Genomic DNA, 18,474 nt, shown 5'->3' on the forward strand with positions numbered 1-18,474 from the left:
ATTACTCAGATTATGCGATTAGATAAATTTCTAGCTCATCACTTAGGTATAAGCAGAACAATCGTGAATAAAGAACTTAGAGCACAAAAAGTGACTGTTGATGGCGAAATAATAAAATCAGGCGCCTACCAAATATCACCGGCACAAGTGGTTGAGTACGATGGCGTCGAAATTGTGCCAGTCACCGAACATCGTTATTTTATGCTTAATAAACCACAAGGTTATGTTTGCTCAACCGATGATCCCGATCATCCAACAATTCTATATTTTATCGACGAACCAATGGCTGAAAAGTTGCACGCAGCCGGCAGATTAGATCTTGATACAACAGGTTTAGTACTATTAACAGACGATGGTAAATGGTCACATCGTATTACTTCACCTAAACATCATTGTGAAAAAGTCTATCAAGTCACAGTTGAACACCCCCTAAGTATCGAACTCATCGATATATTTGCCAAAGGCATTCAACTAAAAAGTGAGAAGTCACTCACAAAGCCGGCTAAACTAAATATTATTGATCCATATCACGCAGAGTTAACCATTAGTGAAGGTCGATACCATCAAGTTAAACGTATGTTTGCCGCAGTTAATAATCATGTTGTTCAGTTACATCGAAAACAAATTGGCAACATTATGCTAGATATTCCTGAGGGCGAATACCGTCCACTTACTGAAGAAGAAATCAACTCTTTTAGTTAGCTTCAAATTTTATCGTAACAATAAAAGTGAATAAATGATTGTCTCTTAAAGTCAATAAATACCGTTAAGTCATAATTAACGGTATTATCGATTATGTTGCTACATCATCATGCGCTTTTAGTTGAAGAACTTTATAGGAACCCAAACGTGCAAAACACAAATACTCAAGTAGAATTTAAAATTTCTAAAAAAGCACTGATCTTTATCCTTGGATTGCTATCTATGTTAATGCCTTTATCCATCGATATGTACTTACCCAGTATGCCTACAATTGCTCAGGACTTTAATGTAGCAGATGCAACCGTTCAACTGACCATTAGCTGCTATTTATTAGGATTTTCCTTTGGCCAACTCTTATTTGGACCACTTACAGACAGTTATGGCCGGCGAAATATTCTTATTATTGGTCTGATTATTTTTGTTTTTGCCGCCTTTGGTTGTGCTATTGCTGGCAATATTAATCAATTGATAACTGCACGTTTTTTCCATGGGATTGCAGCTGCTGCAACCACAATAGTGATTAATGCTTTAATGAAAGATATTTATCGTGACCGTGATGAGTTTTCAAAAATGATGTCTTTTGTGATGTTAATCTCTAACGTAGCACCATTATTAGCGCCAATCATTGGTGGTTTTATTTTATATTGGTTCAATTGGCAAGCAAACTTTTATACCATTTGCCTAATGGCGATCATTTGCTTTGGTCTGGTGGTAAGTTATATTCCAGAAACACTTGCCAAAGCTAAGCGTGATAAATTTAGTATCATTCGAATATTAAGTAATTTCATTACACTATTTCGACATCGCCAAGCCTTAACTTATATGCTAATAGGCGCTTTTGCTGGTGCTGGATTATTTTCATTTTTAAGTTTAGGGCCTTTTGTTTACATGAACTTACATGGCGTTGCATCCACCAATTTTGGTTACTATTTTGCACTTAATATTGTGGTAATGGTAATGATGAATACCTTAAATAGCCGCTTTGTTAAACTTGTTGGTTCTATCAAAATGATGCAATTAGGGCTGTTAATCCAATTTATCATGGCGATAGGACTTTTGATTGGAACATTATTTAATTTTGGATTTATCTATTTAGTCGTGTGTATTGCAGGTTACATTGGATGCATGTCAACAGTTGGTGGTAATAGTATGGCTGTGGTATTAGACTTCTATCCGCATATTGCCGGTACAGCATCGTCACTTGCTGGTACCATTCGATTCGCCATAGCAGGAGCAATTGGTATATCATTATCAATGCTAGTCTCGATTCATAAAACGGTAACACCAATTAATGATAATACCACAGAGTGGTTAATGGTTGGTTCTATGGTGTTGTGCAATTTTCTTGCGGTTGGCTTATTTTTGAGTGTCAAAAATATTAAAAGGAAATAACCATGATTTATCAATTAGATGATTTATGCCCACAAATTCACCCAGATTGTTTTATTGCCAAATCGGCTGATATTATTGGTAATGTGACGCTTGAGCAAGGGGTATCCATCTGGTTTAACGCGGTATTACGAGGTGATATTGCAAGTATTCATATTGGCAAAAACAGCAACATTCAAGATAATTGTACTGTGCATATCGAGACTAACATACCGTGTATTGTTGGTGAAAATGTTACAATTGGCCATAATGTGATTCTTCATAGCTGCACAATTGAAGATAATGTCTTAATCGGAATGGGAAGTACGATTTTAAATCATGCCAAAATTGCTAAAAACTGTCTGGTTGGTGCTAATTCTTTAGTTACTCATAGTTTACCTTATCAAGAAGGCTGCTTAATTATGGGATCACCAGCGAAAATAATTCGGCAACTTACCGAAGCCGAAATTGCAGCAAATATTAAAAATGCCCAAAATTATGTCAAAAATGGACAAAGGTTTAATAAAAATCTAATGGCAATTAATCGCTCACAGTCACAATAAATTACGTTTTATATTTTATTCACTCTGTGAGCAAAAGTAATTTATGATAAAATGCCACCAATTTTAATTGCAATCGTTTTTAGGTACGTACTTGAAAAAGCCAAAAACAACCAGAAGACAGATATTTAGCCAATTCATTTTATTAATAATAATAGCGTTATCTGCCTGCTTATTTTTATCACTATTTTCTTACAATGCATCAGATCCCGGCTGGTCACGTACTGCTTGGCATACCCCTATCAGCAATTATTGCGGCTATATTGGTGCATATGCATCGGATATACTATTCCAATTTTTAGGCTTTATTGCTTACAGTGTTCCTTTTTTTGCACTATTTTTTAGTTTGCAATTAGTGAGCTATTTTTATCGTCATGCTAATGCGCCTATTAACTATTTTAGTATATCATTCAGAATCATTGGTATTTTAGCGTTTATCTTTAGCAGTACTGGTTTTTTTACCTTAAATATTCGTGATGCAGAACAATTTCAAGCTGGGGGATACCTAGGTTCAATTGTTATCGAAAGCCTATTACCTATAATGAATGGCTTTACCGCATCGATTATATTACTCATTGTTAGCCTTGCCTGTATAACCCTATTAACCGGATTATCATGGTTACTACTGATGGAAAAACTTGGGGCGTTAGTCATGCTGCTTTTAACGCCGATTACCTGGTTATTTTCATCACATAAAGCCAGTGCAAGCACTCACACTGTTACCAAACAGCGGGATAAAGACATTGCACTAACAACGCAAACAAAAGAGCAGCCTGTTGTTATTCCATTAGAGAGCAATAAAGTCAATTTAGATACAGAGCAACCTTTATCTATAACAGCCAATGAAGAAAAAGTGATTAATCATGTAGATGCCACTAATCAGCTTGAACAAAACAATCCTATAACACTCAATAAGGATGATGAAGCATTAATCCAAACAGCAGAGCAATTGTTACAGTCGCTTGAGCAAACGACTAACAATCAACCTGATTTATCTAGCACACCAGTTAATGATGAGCCTAAAAAAGATCTGGATCCAAACGATATTTTAGCGCGTATGGAAGTGATTATAAAAAATATGAATGAACGAAAGTTAGCGCTCTCACAAGATCAAACTAATGCTACGTTGCCACAATCAAATTTAGCCAATGATCCACAAGCAACAGCAAATCAAACAACAACAGACTCAGAAAAAGTGCAGCCTTTTGATGAAAATAAATACACCATTTCAGATGCGCCTAGCAAACCGTTATTTACGTTAAATAATAACGAATCTACCTTAGCGAACAATACAATCGATTCAAACCAATTTATATCGAACGAGCCAGAATCATCGACTCAAGACGTTGAGCAAGTAACACATCAAGAACCCGAAACTCAGATTGAACATCCTACACCCGAGATTGAAAGGCACATCCCCGAAGATGTCGATCTTGAATCGTTAAAAAATGAAAATCCTGTCATAGATGACATCTATCTAGACGATACAGAGGTTGAACAAAGTCACAATACCCCAATTACCATTGATGATGAAAACGATAGCTTAATTCACCCATTATTAAGACGTGATGATAAACCACTACCAAAACCAACAACGCCACTACCGTCATTGGATTTATTAACTGCACCGCCGACAACGCGAATTGAAGTCGATCATGCTGCATTAAATGCAATGTCTGAACTGATTGAAAAAAGTTTAGCCGACTATCGTGTTAAAGCCAAAGTTGTTGATTATATGCCAGGACCTGTGATCACCCGCTTTGAAATTGAACTAGCTCCCGGTATTAAAGCTGCGCGAATTTCAACACTCGATCGCGATCTTGCTCGTTCACTATCAATGCCTTCAGTGCGAGTTGTTGAAGTTATTCCGGGTAAACCTTATGTCGGTATCGAGTTACCTAATAAAAACCGGCAGACCGTCTACTTTAGAGAAGTATTAGACAGCCCACAATTTCGCAATGCACAATCACCATTGACTATCGTATTAGGAAAAGATATTTCAGGGCAATCGGTTGTTGCAGATTTAGCTAAAATGCCCCATTTATTAGTCGCAGGCACCACAGGTTCTGGTAAATCTGTGGGGGTTAATGCGATGATTTTAAGCATCTTATACAAATCACAACCTGAAGATGTCAGGTTTATTATGATCGACCCTAAAATGCTTGAACTCTCTATCTATGAAGGTATACCGCACTTATTAACGCAAGTGGTTACCGACATGAAAGATGCGGCGAACGCACTTAATTGGTGTGTAAACGAAATGGAAAGACGTTACCGATTAATGTCAGCTTTAGGTGTCCGCAACATTGCCGGCTATAATGAAAAAATAAAACAAGCACAAGAGATGGGTAGACCTATTCCTGATCCACTGTGGAAACCTACCGATAGCATGGATCTTAACATGCCAACATTGGAAAAATTGCCTTACATTGTGGTTATGGTCGATGAATTTGCCGATTTAATTATGGCTGTTGGTAAAAAAGTGGAAGAATTAATTGCGCGCCTAGCTCAAAAAGCGAGAGCTGCGGGCATTCACCTTGTGTTAGCCACCCAGCGCCCATCGGTTGATGTTATCACAGGATTGATTAAAGCCAATATTCCAACCCGTATTGCTTTTACTGTATCAAGTAAAATTGATTCACGTACTATTTTAGATCAAATGGGCGCCGAATCACTACTTGGCATGGGGGACATGCTGTATTTAGCGCCGAATAGTTCGATTCCTATTCGTGTACATGGCGCTTTTGTACGTGATGAAGAAGTTCATGCAGTTGTGCAAGACTGGAAAGCTCGCGGCAAACCAAAATATATTGAAAATGTGACGGTATCAACCGATGATAATGATAGCAGTCATGCTGACAACATTGATGAAGATCTCGATCCGCTATTTGATCAAGTTGTAGAGTTCGTGGTTGAAACGCGTAGGGCTTCTATCTCTAGTGTACAACGAAAATTTAGAATTGGTTATAACCGAGCAGCGCGGATAGTTGAACAAATGGAGATTGAAGGTATTATTAGTGCACCAAGTCATAATGGTACTCGAGAAGTGATTGTTCCACATTCACATGGTGATTTTTAGTCGTGATAATAAATCCATCTAGTTGCTAAATAATTAGGTGGATGAAATAGGAGTGCAATCCGCCGATTTGAGTATAAATGGTTAACACCTATTACAGAGCTTTAGATAATAGACTTAAAATACATTAAACGAGATCAACTTAGCACACCCTAAGCATCTCGTTAATACAACCAAAATACAGTAACCGTATGATAGGTATTAGACAATAATGAGTAAATATTCACAGCAAGTGACATTATTAGAATCGCAACTCATCAACCCTAAAAACTTTAGTTTACCTGCGCAACTAGCTATTAAGGCATTAATTAAGGAAATTTGCTTATCGCCTAAGCCTGGGCTAGTTGATATGAACAATAATGGCGCACACCGTGATATGGATTTTCAAACATTTATCCAAAGCATTTCAGCTATTTCAACTTGGTTTGAACAGTTTTATCAATATGGTAAACAATCGGCTCATCAAGACCCCACTGTTTTTTTAGACGGTATTAGACCCTTAGGCATGCAATGTGAACAAGCCATGTTTAATGCAACTAATCAAATTAATACCCATAAAGGTGGTATATTTGCTTTCGGTTTATTACTTGGCGCTATAGGCAAGCTTGAACAACTCGGCTTAGCATGTCAAATGCAAACAATTTGCGAGCAAGTATCAATAATATGCCAAGGTATCGTCAATAAGGAATTAAAACAACATAATCGATCTCATTCAATTGGCGAAAAGCTGTATAAACTGCATAATCTTCCTGGGGCACGGGGTGAAGCGGAGTCAGGTTACGCAACAGTTAAAAACATTTCATTACCTATTTTAAAAAATATGCAGCAAAGTGGTTACGATGAGGAAACTTGCTTATTACAAACCTTATTATATCTGCTCGCATTTAACCAAGATACCAATTTGGTTGCAAGAGGGGGACTTGATGGATTAGCCTTTGTCCAACAACAAGCTAAAAAACTGATTTTACACGGTGGTGTGATTCATACTCATGGCCAACAAAAATTAAATCAGCTTGATAACGAGTTGATAAAACGTAATTTAAGTCCCGGTGGCTCAGCTGATCTTATCGCCATTACTTGGTTCTTATCACAGTACTAATTCATCTGTACAACAATAATCAGATGGATTCATCACATCAATACCATTGATGGGCTTTGGTTAACTCAACCCTATGCAAGCAGGTGTTATATTACTTTAACTGATAACATTCACCTCTTTTGTTTAAATTCATATATATCAAGGCTGTAACAAAAAACATCAATCCTGTTTTTTATTTATTTTTAAATGATAAATCCCATACACAACAGCCCCCAAGATAGCCATAATCGCTAAAATTAAATAAGCGATACGCATTGAATATCGTAAACTTACGTATCCAACAATAACAGGAAACAATGTCATACCTAATGCGTAAATCGCTTGAAATAATCCCATCGCTGCCGATCGCGCATAAGCTGGAATAGTAGATGTTGCTTCAAACGTTAAAAAAGAAAATAATATTCCTGTACCCATTCCAGGAATAATTTGTAGTAATAAAATGGCATAAGGTGATGAACTCTGCGGTATCAAAATGCAATATAACGCCAGCAACATAAAAGACAGAATAATCCAAGTAGATATACTTAATTTATTAACCAAGTTACTTGCCCCCACTTTACCAAACAAGACTGATGCCAACATATAAATTATTGAAGATAAACCAATTAAGCTTGAACTTGCACCTAATCCACTTAATATCTGATTAGTAAATGACATGGTTGTCGACATTTGTATCCCCTGCTGAATCAAAGCCAACAAAGAAAAAAACAGTAATTTGCGATCAAAAAACACGTTAAGCAAATTATGATATTCAAAATTGTGATGAATTCTTTCAGGGTATTTCAGTCTGATAGCTAAGATAAAAGCAATAAATCCGCTTAAACAACTAAGTAAACAGATAAATCGCATCCCAAAATATTCAAATAGCAAGGTACTTGATAAAAATGCTAAAAAAATACCAAGATTATTCACCATAATAATTAAACTAGTGGCATAACTTTTTTTCGATTTAGGATAAAACCCCATAAACAACACCATAAATGATATCCACATGGCGCTGGCAAATCCTGAAATAATATTACCAATCAAAAATCCCCAACCTGTAGGCTGTATAAGACGAATAATTGAAGCAAATCCAGCTAAAAATGATCCTAATACAATAAATATCTTATGCTTTTCTTTAACATTGGCTAATAACCCAACCGGTATGCGTAAAAATAACTGTGAAACACCATAGGCGCTAACCACCATACCAATAAAATTGGTCGTCATATGGATTGCAGTTAAATAAGGGGTTTGATAAGGAATATAAATATATTGTGCATACCAGAAAAAAAACACAATACACAACAACAAATACGATCTTTTTTTTGCCACTTTCATTGGAACAACATTTTATTTCTTATAATTACTTTATGTAAAAATATATCTAAATTAGATATTTAGCAACAAACAAATCCATCTTGTCTAAATTTTTAAACTATGTTAGCTTGAAGTAAGTCAAACAACGATAAAAATAATTTTACAAATTAGCAGAAAATATCTTCTATAAATTTTTGTAACCGATATTCCCGATAACCTTATTTGGCGGATTTTAGTTTTTATCAGTGTGTAACCATTCGGTAATGTAATGGAGAAAATAATGGATTATCAAAGTATTGCACAACAAATTTTACAATTAGTCGGCGGTAAAGCTAATGTTGTTAGCTTAACGCATTGCTTTACTCGTTTAAGATTTCAATTAGTTGATAGCAACAAAGCGAATCGTGAAAAATTATTACAAACAGAGGGCGTTATTTCAGTTGTAGAAAGCAGTGGACAATATCAAGTGGTACTAGGAAATAAAGTCACCAAAATTTATCAAGAAATCATGCCATTGCTCGGAAAATTAGAGACCAGCGAACAAACGCCACCTAAAGTATCAATTGGCGTAAAAATTCTTAACGCTTTTGCTGCTATTTTTACGCCCGTGATTCCGGCAATTGCCGCATCTGGTATGTTAAAAGGAATTTTAGCGATTGCTGTTATGATTGGTAATTATTACTATCAAACAGATATCAAAACTTACAACACCTATACGATTTTACATGCTGCATCAGATGCAGTTTTCTACTTCATGCCAATAATACTAGGCTATACCGCTGCAAAAGTATTTAAAGCCCACGAATTTATATCGATGATCATAGGGGCAACGCTGTGCTATCCATCAATTGTCACGTTAATGGCAAGTAAAACTGAAGTCACTCTGTTTACTATTGAATTAACCAAAGCAAGTTACACCTCTAGCGTTATTCCAATTATTTTAGCCATATTCATTTTAAGTTACGTACAAAGATTTTTAGAATTTATCATCCCTGAAGTATTGAAAATTATCATGGTACCAACCTTTTCATTACTGATTATGATACCAGCTACATTACTAATTTTCGGTCCTATTGGCATCTACATTGGCGAATTTATAAACTGGATCTATTACTACATTATGGGTGTTAGCCCTATTTTATTAGGGGCATTTATTGGTGGTATCTGGTGTATATTAGTCATCTTTGGTGCACATCGGGCAATTGTGCCAATCGGCATTAATGACGTAGCGCAAACTGGTCGGCAAAACTTACTCGCTTTTGCTGGAGCCGCCAATTTTTCACAAGCTGGCGCGGCATTAGGTGTATTTTTCAAAACCAAAAATAAAAATTTAAAAACAGTTGCGGCATCGGCAACCATTACCGCTTTATTTGGGATTACTGAACCCGCAATTTATGGTGCGAATTTAAGATTAAAAAAACCGATGATTTGTGCGGTTATTTGTGGCGCTATCGCTGGCGGGCTAATGGGCTGGGGAGGATCGTACGGTACTGCTTTTGCCAATCAAGGGGTATTAACCATTCCTGTTTACGCTGAAGCCGGTACAACTGCATTTTTATGCTATTTAATTGGCATATCTTTTGCTTTTTTCGGTTCATGCATTTTAACGATGATTGTTGGATTTCAAGATCTACCAAGCGAGGAAATGTCTACATCAAACCAAACGCATAGCCCAGATTTATTACTTTCCGATCAGACTATTACCTCACCTATCAAAGGGCATGTTATTGCACTTAGTGAAGTTAAAGATGAAGTGTTTGCATCTGGCGCGATGGGTAAAGGTGTCGCTATATATCCAGAAATCGGTGAAGTCATTGCGCCAGCAGATTGCACAGTTACAGTACTTTATCCCACTTTACATGCCATAGGTTTAAAATTAGATAATGGATTAGAGTTACTAATCCATATTGGTATCGATACGGTAAACCTGCAAGGCAACTATTTTCAATCTTATGTTGAAGTGGGGCAACACATTAAACAAGGGACTAAAATTGTATCCTTTGACATCGATAAGATTAAACAACAACAATATGATTTAACAACATCAATAATTGTCGTTAATTCAGAACAATATAAAAATGTCGATTACACCAAAGATATCGACGTTAATTATCAAGACCAATTATTATTTATTCAAGTTTAGAGGTAAAAATATGAAAACATTTGCTAAGGATTTTTGGTGGGGTGCATCTTCTTCTGCATTTCAAATTGAAGGTGGATGGGATGCCGATGGCAAGGGAATGACAGTTGCTGATTATAATTCATTTCAACGCTCAGCAGTACAAGCCGATAGCAAAGTTGCCAGTGATTTTTATCACCATGTAGAGAGTGATATTGCGTTGTTTAAAGAGTTGGGCTTAAAAACTTATCGTTTTTCGATATCTTGGGCACGTATTATTCCTGATGGCGATGGTAAAATAAATCAAGCTGGGATCGATTTTTATAATCGAGTAATTAACGAATTAATAAAAAACGGTATCATTCCATTTATCACCCTTTATCATTTTGATTTACCTTTTGCATTAGTTGATAAATATAATGGTTGGCAAGACCGCCGTTGTGTCGATGCGTTTAGACGCTATGCTCAGGTCTGCTATAAAGCATTTGGCGATCGGGTAAAACATTGGCAAATCAATAATGAACAAAATTTGATGATTCGAGTTAATGAACGAATGAACATGTATAAAGTCGCACCAGCAGATACTGAAAAAGTGAGAGCACAAATGGATTACCACATGTTTGTTGCGCATGCGATGGCAACTAATGATTGTCATGAACTAATTGCGGGAAGCAAAGTGGGACCGGCGGTATCATCCACCATGACCTACCCTGCAAGTAACAAACCAATGGATGTTTGGGCAGCTAAAATGAATGATAATTTTAAAACTAATTATGCCCTAGAAATGTATTGTTTCGGTGATTACCCAGGTTATTACAAACACTATTTACAACGTTGTGATATCTATCCACAAACCCAGCCGGAAGATGCCGACATTTTAAAACAAGCTAAACCGGATTTTATTGCGGTCAATTACTATCGAACATTAGTCGCAAGCTATTTGCCGGAAGATGCAAAGCATCCATTTGGCACTAAACATAATGATATCGATTTTGATCTGTATGGTTACTTTAAAATTGAAAAAAACCCGAATTTAACAGCAAGCACTTACGGTGCACAAATTGATCCAATGGGTTTACGTTTAGTCCTCAATGAATATTATCGACAATACCGCTTACCCCTAATCATTACTGAAAATGGCTTAGGTACTCCAGACGAATTAACACCAGATAATAAAGTGCATGATGATTATCGCATTGATTATATTAAAGCTCATATTTCAGCTTGTCATGATGCGATTGAAGATGGTGTTGAGTTATTTGGTTATTGCCCATGGTCAGTCATTGATTTATTAAGTTCTCATCAAGGATTTAAAAAACGTTATGGCTTTGTTTATGTTGATCGAGATGATCATGACTTAAAAACACTAAATCGTATCAAAAAAGATAGCTTCTATTGGTATCAAAAAGTGATTAAAGATAATGGAGTTTAACCCTGTCATAGCTATCAATTGACAAATATGGGGCTAAATAAAGCCCCATTCTATTGCTGAAAATTGTGTTAATTACTGATTTATCACATAGCTAACCTGATGTGCTTCGGTCGGTAAGGGAACTTGCCATTTACTAAACATGCGCTGAATTTTTTTATTCGCTAAGCTTGTATCGCGTTTTAAATTACGCCGATATAACTCTTGTTCCGGTTGTTCTATATAAACGATTTCAACCTCGGCGTGATAAGCATAGAGTAAATCGAGTGCTTTTTGCCGCATATCCTGTGACAAATGGGTAGCATTCCAAATAAAAGGCTGCTTATCTCGTAACCATTGTTTCACCTTAGCTAATACAAATTGAATCACTAATCCTTCATTTTCGCCATGCTTTAATTTGAGTTCACTGCGCGCATCATCATAAGAAGCAACCGGCCATGTTGGATAATGCTTACTCACCCAACTATTTTTGCCCGAAGCCGGTAAACCAGACATCAATATCACTTTTGATCCTTGTTGTGGATATAGTGCATAATCAGGCAAGACATTACTGCCGCGAAAATAGTGTACTCGCGTATGATCATCAACAAATTGGCGAGGTTGATACAGACACTCTTCTTCTAGCGCGAGTTGTTTAAATAACTCCACTTCATCCAAAGTTCTAGCTTTATCAGCACATATACGCCCCAGCATATCCGCTTTCGCTTGCAGGCAAAGCATCCAAACCGGTAATTGCCATGACAGACGATGCACAAGGTATTGGGGTGAATAGCGCTGATGCGTATCACTTAACGCAAAAAACGGAACTTGATGAACAGCGATAATACGACATATCTGTTCACGTAGTTCAAAAGGGACGGCCATTTGCCACAACAATACTCTGCTACGAATTTCCCCCTTTTGGGAGTGTCTTGGTTGACTGATTTTACCCGTGACCTCATCAATCACGGTGGTTTCTGGTTTAGCAATATCATGTAACAACGCTGTCATAAATAATACAAATTGTTGCTCCTCGGTAGCTTTTGCAAACTCAGTTTGTTCAATTAATGCGCGCAATACCATTTGTGTATGTATCCAAACATTACCTTCACCATGATGCAACGGGTCTTGTGGTGTGGTAATAAGCGCAGTTAATGCTGGAATACACGTTAACCAGTCATCGAAATTATCTTTAGCAATACTGTTAGCCACTTGCTGTTGTAATTGTAAATAGTCCATTATTTATCTCCCTACGCCAACTTGCTGATTCCAATTGACGGTTAACTGTGGTGCGTATAAATCGACATTATCAGCAAGTTGATTGGCAATAAACGGCTGCTCTAAATGGTGTTGACCAGCGTCTAAAATAGCTTGTACAAAATCTTGTCTCACCCATTTTAAACGATCGATTGTGTGATGTTCGCTTTCGATTTTTAAATACAGCCCTTCCATTAAATCCGAGCGGTCACACTGCTGCCACGCTTTGGCTAAATCAATCTTGTCACGTGTGACTATTTTTTCAAAACAAGCCTGCCAATGCTGAGTTTTGGCTAAAGACTGTTTAACTAACGCTAATAAGTCAGCTAATTTAGTCGGTGCTTGCCCAGCAAATAGCACCGGTACCGATAAAACCGGACCATTAGCTAATAGCTGATGCCGCTTTTGGGTCGATAAAAAACATTGTTGCTGTCTATCCCAAACATCAAATTCACAAAAATAGTGAGGTAATGCATCATAAAAGATAGTGTGTTTTTTATGTAACCATTCACCATACATGATATAACGATCTTCTAACCGCTCTAATAGCCAATGTTCATGTACACTAGCCCAGTGTTTTAATAGATTAAATTGACGCTCTCTTGAACCACCCATTAAGTAATGGCCGCGCGATTGTAATAACAGTTCGCCACTTTGCGAAAAGCTTATAGCACAGTTAGTACCATCGAGTTTTTCTTCAACGACAATATAGCAATTATGTAACTGGTTATAAGCACGCTGTCCGTCGGTGCTATCACCAAATTGTAAGCGTGAACCCTGTAAATGGGGTGTTCTTGGATATTTAATTAATTCTAAATTTTGAATATAAGATTCCATTGTCATGATGTTTTCTCCAAAAATATAAGGGAAAACCGACAAGGCAAAAATCTATAAATTGAAGTGCAACGAGAATGCTTTGAGAGGTAAAAGCAAAAATACAATATGATAGAAAATACCGTGCCGGCATTAAGATAAAGTGTTAACTACAGGCATTTTGCCACCTCGCTATAATAAAAAGTTTAGGTTAAAAAAACGGCGCCATTATCTGGTTGTGCAGCTAGCTTGTCAAGTCAATTTATAATATTTAATAATCAATGCTAGTAACAATGAAGAATTTCAGTATGATTATAAGTAGGATACGAAGATAACGTGACTGAGGTTATTATGGATGTTGAAATTGTGCAATTTCCCGCAACAAATTTAGCGGTTATCGAACATCATGGTTCGCCACTGTTAGAACATGAAACTGTCAATAAACTCATTAAATGGCGACAAGAGAACAACTTATTCGATAACGAAAAATACCAATGTTATGGTATCCATTACACCAATCCCGCTATCACACCTTTAGAACAGCATCACGTCGATTTTGCTATTTCAATAGACAAACCTATTGCTAAAAATGCCTATGGCATTGTCAGTAAAACTATTCCCGCGCTCCGTTGTGCCAAGGCTCGTGATATTGGTTCGCGAAATAATAACCAAGCTATTATCTATTTACTTGAACAGTGGTTACCACAAAGTAGAGAGAAAATAGGCAGTTATCCACCGATTTTTCATTACGTAAATGTAGGATTAACTATTCCAACATCAGAGATGATAACCGATGTGTATTTGCCATTAGCGTAACAAATAAACTCGGTTATCTAACAGAACAAAGCTTATTTAGGTGAATAATCCTCACCAAAATAGTGTTGGCTGATTGCCGTTAGTTTGCCATTATTGATAATTTTTTGTATACCTTGGTTAATATCTTGAGTTAATCGCTCACCACTTGCGCCTTTACTAATTAACAAATAACTAAATGGAGAACCAATACGATCACCATCTTCTTGACTTAATTCTATCGTTTTGAGATTGAGTTTATGTTCATTGATATATTGCGATAGCATCACGTTATCTATTAACTGAAAGTCGTATTGACCACTCTCGACATGTTGCAACACAGGTAGTAAATCGGCTTCACTATAAACAATTTTAACAGGATTATTGGGATTTTGTTCATTGTAGGTTTCTAATGCTGTCGCATAATTAAGTCCTGGTGTGACTTCAGTTGATTTTCCTTGAAGATCAGAAAAGCGATTAATGTCATTGTTACTTTTAGCCACAGCAATAACATACTGGTTTTTAAAAATTGGATCGGAATAGAAATATTTTTCTTTGCGCTTTTCATTCATAGCATAATTATTGGCACCAACTTGATAACGCTGAGAGTCAAGTCCAGCTAAAACAGATGAGAATTCAGTCACTTCAAAACTAATTTCATATTGAGGTAACTCGCTAAATATGGCTTTCACCACATCAATATCATAACCAACCAATTCCCCTTTTTCATCGACCGTTGTAAAAGGGTTTGGCGATCCTGAAGTCCCAATAATAATTTTTTGTTTTGTTGTGGATTGTGAATCTTTATTTTGGTTATCGCAACCAGACAAAAACAACGCGGCTAAGATGACAAAACCATACCATTTTTTATAGTTCATACCGTAATTCTCCTTTCATTTTAAATGAGCATTATTGAGTTAACCTTAAATAAAACCCATATTTTTCATTTCAATTCGATGATCGGCCTGATATCGAGCCATACCTGTTTTCATTAAATCAAACCCTAAGTTTTTATAAAATTCTACTGTTTGTGGATGAGTATAAAGAATGATATTGCAATGCTGTACCTGCTCAACGAGCTTTTCTACAATTAAACGTCCATATTGTTGCCCGTGCAAGTGTTTAGCTAATGCAATGTTATAAATTGCCGCCTGACAAATACCGTCCGATAATGTACGACCAACGCCCACAACGCGATCTTGTTCCAGCAAAAAAATCACACCATAACTGTTTTTAAACACTCGCTCTTGCGCTGTTGCATCGAGCGAACTAAGTCCATAAAAAGCCAATAAATCGGCAACATCTTGCCAATTAATATTTTCACAATGTTGTTGAATCTTTATACTCATTGATACCTCTTAAACTGATTAGATTTCATAATCCATTTGCATTGCACTAAAATATCTTGCTAAAAAAGATTTGGTTCGTGGTTGGGTCGGATTATTAAACACCTGCTTAGGTGAACCATCTTCAATAATTTGTCCTTTATCTAAAAACAGTACTCGACTAGCTACTTCATGCACAAAGCTCATTTCGTGCGAAACAAGGATCATCGTAATCCCTGATTGTGCGGCTAATTTGATGGTCGATAATACTTCGCCAACTAACTCAGGATCGAGCGCTGAAGTAGGTTCATCAAGCAGTAACACTTTAGGGTCCATCGCTAATGCTCTGGCAATCGCTACTCGCTGTTGTTGCCCTCCAGATAGCTGTTTTGGATAATGGTACATTCGCCCCTCAAGTCCGACTTGAACAAGCTTTTCATGCGCAATTTTACGTGCTTTCTCCTTTGGCAATTTTTTTACAATAATCAAACCCTCCATCACATTTTCTAAGGCATTTTTTTGATGAAAAAGATTAAATTGTTGAAATACCATAGCTGACTTTTGGCGAAACTGAACAATATCACGTTGTTTAATGCGGCTAACATCCAAGCCAAAATTATCAATTTGGATGTTACCTTGCTGGGGTTTTTCAAGTAAATTTAAACAGCGTAGTAAAGTGGATTTACCTGCTCCCGATGCGCCGATAATAGCAACAACTTCATGCGGTTTTATAGCGAAATTAAGATGATCTAAAATAAGATTATCCTGAAAAGATAACGTTAAGTTCTGTACCTTAATCATAATAATTTTCCTCGGCGATAACTGGGTGTATTCACACTGTCAGAAATCGTTAACCGGTTTTCCATATACTTAATGATTAATTCAATAATAATGGTTAAAGCCCAATAAATAAGTGCCAAAGAGATATAAACCTCAAAATAACGATAACTGTGTCCTGCTAAGGTTTTACCGCGACCTGTCATTTCAGTGACTGAACAGACAAAGGCTAACGAAGTTCCTTTAAGCAAACCGATAAAAGCATTACCAAGATTTGGTAAGGCCACAATAAATGCTTCAGGAATAACAATACGTCGTAACAATTGGCTATAACTCATCCCTAACGATTGTGCCGCCTCAATTTGACCTTTACTGACCGATTGTAACGCGGCTCGTATAGTCTCGGAATTATAAGCAGCTTCATTAAAAGAAAAGGCAATGAGTACAAATAGCATTGGAGGCACACTATTAATATTAAAATCAGTATGATAAAAATAGTTGATATAACGCAGAACAATTGGGATCCCATAAAAGCTTAAATAAAGCTGAACAAGTAAAGGCGTTCCTCGAATAAATGAAACAAAAACCGATGCTAGTTGCGAAAGAACAGGAATTTTATTCATTTTAACAATGGCAATCACTAACCCAAACATTACGCCAAGCAGCATTGAAAAAAAGGTAATAAATAACGTGACTGGCAAATAAGCCAGTAACGTAGGTATTTGAGTAAATATCAATCCGAAATCTAATATATTTGGCATGCGTATTATCCCAATAATCAATTATTGATGAGTACGAAATTGTTTATCTCTGCTATGAGGAGTATGCCAATGACTAACATCAGGCCCTAAGGGCAAAATATCATAAGGATTATGGGCATTATTACCTAAAAAGTACCCTTTTTTAATTGACTCAAAATCGGTTGTTTCACCAAAAGCGGGGATTTGATAAAGATCTCGGGCATAAGCCCATAAATTAGGAAAATCAATAATTCGATTACGATTTGTGTTAAAAGCAGCATAATAAGCCACATCAAAACGCGCTAATGTAACGTATAAGCGAATATCCGAATCGGTAATGTGATCACCAAAAAGATATCGAGACTTACTTAGGCGTTTTTCTAATTCATCTAATCGATTAAAAACAAGATGATAAGCGTGTTCGTAAGCTTTTTGTGAGCGAGCAAATCCCGCTTTATAAACACCATTATTGACTTCATGAAAAATCACATCATTCAATTCATCAATTTCAGTACGTAAATGTTCCGGATAGAGATCAGGCGCACCCGCTTTATGGAAAGGTTTGAATGCAGTTTCCCAATAGTTGGTTAATTTAAAATAGTCGTTGTTGACAACTTTGCCGGTTTTTACATCGACAACGGTCGGGACTGTTGCTCGTCCATTATATTCAGGATCGGTTTTAGCGTAAATTTCTGGTAAATAACGGATGCCTAACACTGGGTCAACACCATTAGGATCAAGTGAAAACTCCCAACCATGCTCAGTGCGAATTGGCGCAACTTTGCCAACACTGATCACATTTTCCAAACCTAATAATTTGATAACAATCATCTGCCGATGTGCCCAAGGACAAATCGCCGCCCAAATTAAACGATAACGACCAGCCTCAACCGGTAACATACCCGGTTTATTTCCAAATGGGGTATCAAAACGATTTGTTTGACGAACAAAAGCACCGTCTTGGTTAATTTCATTATTTTCGGTAGTAACAACTTTTCCTATCGCAATGGCCATATGCTTACTCCTATTTTTTGATGCGTTAATTTCAAACAATCCAACCCTTGGATAAAATCAATCTAACATCAAAAAATTAATGGATAAAATAACAAATAAGCATATTTATATAATTATCAATT

15 protein-coding genes and 1 pseudogene are annotated in these 18,474 nt (G+C 36.6%); 8 read left to right on the forward strand and 8 right to left on the reverse strand.

All coding sequences use genetic code 11. The features are described from left to right. The first annotated feature begins 12 nt into the window (after nucleotides 1-12). From rsuA to citG, 5 genes and pseudogenes are all read left to right on the forward strand, one after another. Nucleotides 13-702, forward strand: coding sequence for a 16S rRNA pseudouridine(516) synthase RsuA (gene rsuA, locus J3U57_RS01480; RefSeq protein ID WP_267343619.1), 690 nt, complete (start codon nucleotides 13-15; stop codon nucleotides 700-702). A gap of 93 nt (nucleotides 703-795) precedes the next feature. After that, nucleotides 796-2,094, forward strand: coding sequence for a Bcr/CflA family multidrug efflux MFS transporter (locus J3U57_RS01485; protein ID WP_416379634.1), 1,299 nt, complete (start codon nucleotides 796-798; stop codon nucleotides 2,092-2,094). A 2-nt stretch (nucleotides 2,095-2,096) separates the two neighbouring features. Then, a complete protein-coding gene (locus tag J3U57_RS01490) occupies nucleotides 2,097-2,633 on the forward strand; it encodes a gamma carbonic anhydrase family protein (RefSeq protein ID WP_267333701.1) in 537 nt (178 codons plus the stop codon). Nucleotides 2,634-2,769: 136 nt separating this feature from the next. Then, nucleotides 2,770-5,709, forward strand: a pseudogene (locus tag J3U57_RS12730) (DNA translocase FtsK 4TM domain-containing protein); the annotation flags it as partial. Nucleotides 5,710-5,917: 208 nt separating this feature from the next. Next, the gene (gene citG / locus J3U57_RS01505; protein WP_267343621.1) at nucleotides 5,918-6,805 is read left to right on the forward strand and encodes a triphosphoribosyl-dephospho-CoA synthase CitG; all 888 of its coding nucleotides are present in this window, start codon (nucleotides 5,918-5,920) and stop codon (nucleotides 6,803-6,805) included. 159 nt (nucleotides 6,806-6,964) lie between these two features. On the opposite strand, the gene J3U57_RS01510 is transcribed toward citG, so the two are convergent. Further along, entirely contained in the window at nucleotides 6,965-8,128 is a 1,164-nt protein-coding gene (locus J3U57_RS01510) for an MFS transporter (protein WP_267343622.1), read from the reverse strand. A gap of 259 nt (nucleotides 8,129-8,387) precedes the next feature. Between J3U57_RS01510 and J3U57_RS01515 the strand changes: the two genes are divergently transcribed. Both J3U57_RS01515 and J3U57_RS01520 read left to right on the forward strand, forming a co-directional pair. Next, complete coding sequence (locus tag J3U57_RS01515) at nucleotides 8,388-10,250, forward strand: beta-glucoside-specific PTS transporter subunit IIABC (protein ID WP_267343623.1); 1,863 nt, start codon at nucleotides 8,388-8,390, stop codon at nucleotides 10,248-10,250. 10 nt (nucleotides 10,251-10,260) lie between these two features. Further along, nucleotides 10,261-11,658, forward strand: coding sequence for a glycoside hydrolase family 1 protein (locus J3U57_RS01520; RefSeq protein ID WP_267343624.1), 1,398 nt, complete (start codon nucleotides 10,261-10,263; stop codon nucleotides 11,656-11,658). A 72-nt stretch (nucleotides 11,659-11,730) separates the two neighbouring features. Here J3U57_RS01520 and J3U57_RS01525 read toward each other — a convergent pair whose 3' ends face one another. Beyond that, complete coding sequence (locus J3U57_RS01525) at nucleotides 11,731-12,873, reverse strand: AAA family ATPase (protein WP_267343625.1); 1,143 nt, start codon at nucleotides 12,871-12,873, stop codon at nucleotides 11,731-11,733. A gap of 3 nt (nucleotides 12,874-12,876) precedes the next feature. After that, entirely contained in the window at nucleotides 12,877-13,734 is an 858-nt protein-coding gene (locus J3U57_RS01530) for an RNA ligase family protein (RefSeq protein WP_267343626.1), read from the reverse strand. Between the two features lie 306 nt (nucleotides 13,735-14,040). Here J3U57_RS01530 and J3U57_RS01535 point away from each other — a divergent pair, with 306 nt between their 5' ends. Further along, nucleotides 14,041-14,520: an AraC family transcriptional regulator gene (locus J3U57_RS01535; protein ID WP_267343627.1), complete on the forward strand. Its 480-nt coding sequence runs from the start codon at nucleotides 14,041-14,043 to the stop codon at nucleotides 14,518-14,520. Between the two features lie 32 nt (nucleotides 14,521-14,552). Here the strand turns inward: J3U57_RS01535 and J3U57_RS01540 are convergent, their stop codons facing one another. From J3U57_RS01540 to J3U57_RS01560, 5 genes are read right to left on the reverse strand one after another with little or no spacing between them, the layout of a single operon-like run. Beyond that, a complete protein-coding gene (locus J3U57_RS01540) occupies nucleotides 14,553-15,374 on the reverse strand; it encodes a transporter substrate-binding domain-containing protein (protein ID WP_267343628.1) in 822 nt (273 codons plus the stop codon). Between the two features lie 45 nt (nucleotides 15,375-15,419). Further along, nucleotides 15,420-15,845 (reverse strand): GNAT family N-acetyltransferase, encoded by a 426-nt coding sequence (locus tag J3U57_RS01545; RefSeq protein ID WP_267343629.1) that lies wholly within the window; start codon nucleotides 15,843-15,845, stop codon nucleotides 15,420-15,422. Nucleotides 15,846-15,863: 18 nt separating this feature from the next. Then, the gene (locus tag J3U57_RS01550; RefSeq protein WP_267333711.1) at nucleotides 15,864-16,622 is read right to left on the reverse strand and encodes an amino acid ABC transporter ATP-binding protein; all 759 of its coding nucleotides are present in this window, start codon (nucleotides 16,620-16,622) and stop codon (nucleotides 15,864-15,866) included. Then, nucleotides 16,619-17,359, reverse strand: coding sequence for an amino acid ABC transporter permease (locus J3U57_RS01555; protein WP_267333712.1), 741 nt, complete (start codon nucleotides 17,357-17,359; stop codon nucleotides 16,619-16,621). The genes J3U57_RS01550 and J3U57_RS01555 overlap by 4 nt, the downstream gene beginning before the upstream one ends. Before the next feature lie 21 nt (nucleotides 17,360-17,380). Next, on the reverse strand, nucleotides 17,381-18,352 hold the full coding sequence (locus tag J3U57_RS01560; RefSeq protein WP_267343630.1) for a glutathione S-transferase family protein: 972 nt from the start codon (nucleotides 18,350-18,352) through the stop codon (nucleotides 17,381-17,383). Between the last annotated feature and the right edge of the window lie 122 nt (nucleotides 18,353-18,474).

It is taken from the genome of Gilliamella sp. B3464, assembly GCF_026536145.1.
In the GTDB taxonomy this organism is placed as follows: Bacteria; Pseudomonadota; Gammaproteobacteria; order Enterobacterales; family Orbaceae; genus Gilliamella.

What these genes read in the sequence shown, in the direction of transcription:
- rsuA (WP_267343619.1), top strand. Translation starts at nt 13, where the DNA reads ATGCGATTAGATAAATTTCTAGCTCATCACTTAGGTATAAGCAGAACA.
- J3U57_RS01485 (WP_416379634.1), top strand. Translation starts at nt 796, where the DNA reads ATGTTGCTACATCATCATGCGCTTTTAGTTGAAGAACTTTATAGGAAC.
- J3U57_RS01490 (WP_267333701.1), top strand. Translation starts at nt 2,097, where the DNA reads ATGATTTATCAATTAGATGATTTATGCCCACAAATTCACCCAGATTGT.
- citG (WP_267343621.1), top strand. Translation starts at nt 5,918, where the DNA reads ATGAGTAAATATTCACAGCAAGTGACATTATTAGAATCGCAACTCATC.
- J3U57_RS01510 (WP_267343622.1), bottom strand. Translation starts at nt 8,128, where the DNA reads ATGAAAGTGGCAAAAAAAAGATCGTATTTGTTGTTGTGTATTGTGTTT.
- J3U57_RS01515 (WP_267343623.1), top strand. Translation starts at nt 8,388, where the DNA reads ATGGATTATCAAAGTATTGCACAACAAATTTTACAATTAGTCGGCGGT.
- J3U57_RS01520 (WP_267343624.1), top strand. Translation starts at nt 10,261, where the DNA reads ATGAAAACATTTGCTAAGGATTTTTGGTGGGGTGCATCTTCTTCTGCA.
- J3U57_RS01525 (WP_267343625.1), bottom strand. Translation starts at nt 12,873, where the DNA reads ATGGACTATTTACAATTACAACAGCAAGTGGCTAACAGTATTGCTAAA.
- J3U57_RS01530 (WP_267343626.1), bottom strand. Translation starts at nt 13,734, where the DNA reads ATGACAATGGAATCTTATATTCAAAATTTAGAATTAATTAAATATCCA.
- J3U57_RS01540 (WP_267343628.1), bottom strand. Translation starts at nt 15,374, where the DNA reads ATGAACTATAAAAAATGGTATGGTTTTGTCATCTTAGCCGCGTTGTTT.
- J3U57_RS01545 (WP_267343629.1), bottom strand. Translation starts at nt 15,845, where the DNA reads ATGAGTATAAAGATTCAACAACATTGTGAAAATATTAATTGGCAAGAT.
- J3U57_RS01550 (WP_267333711.1), bottom strand. Translation starts at nt 16,622, where the DNA reads ATGATTAAGGTACAGAACTTAACGTTATCTTTTCAGGATAATCTTATT.
- J3U57_RS01555 (WP_267333712.1), bottom strand. Translation starts at nt 17,359, where the DNA reads ATGCCAAATATATTAGATTTCGGATTGATATTTACTCAAATACCTACG.
- J3U57_RS01560 (WP_267343630.1), bottom strand. Translation starts at nt 18,352, where the DNA reads ATGGCCATTGCGATAGGAAAAGTTGTTACTACCGAAAATAATGAAATT.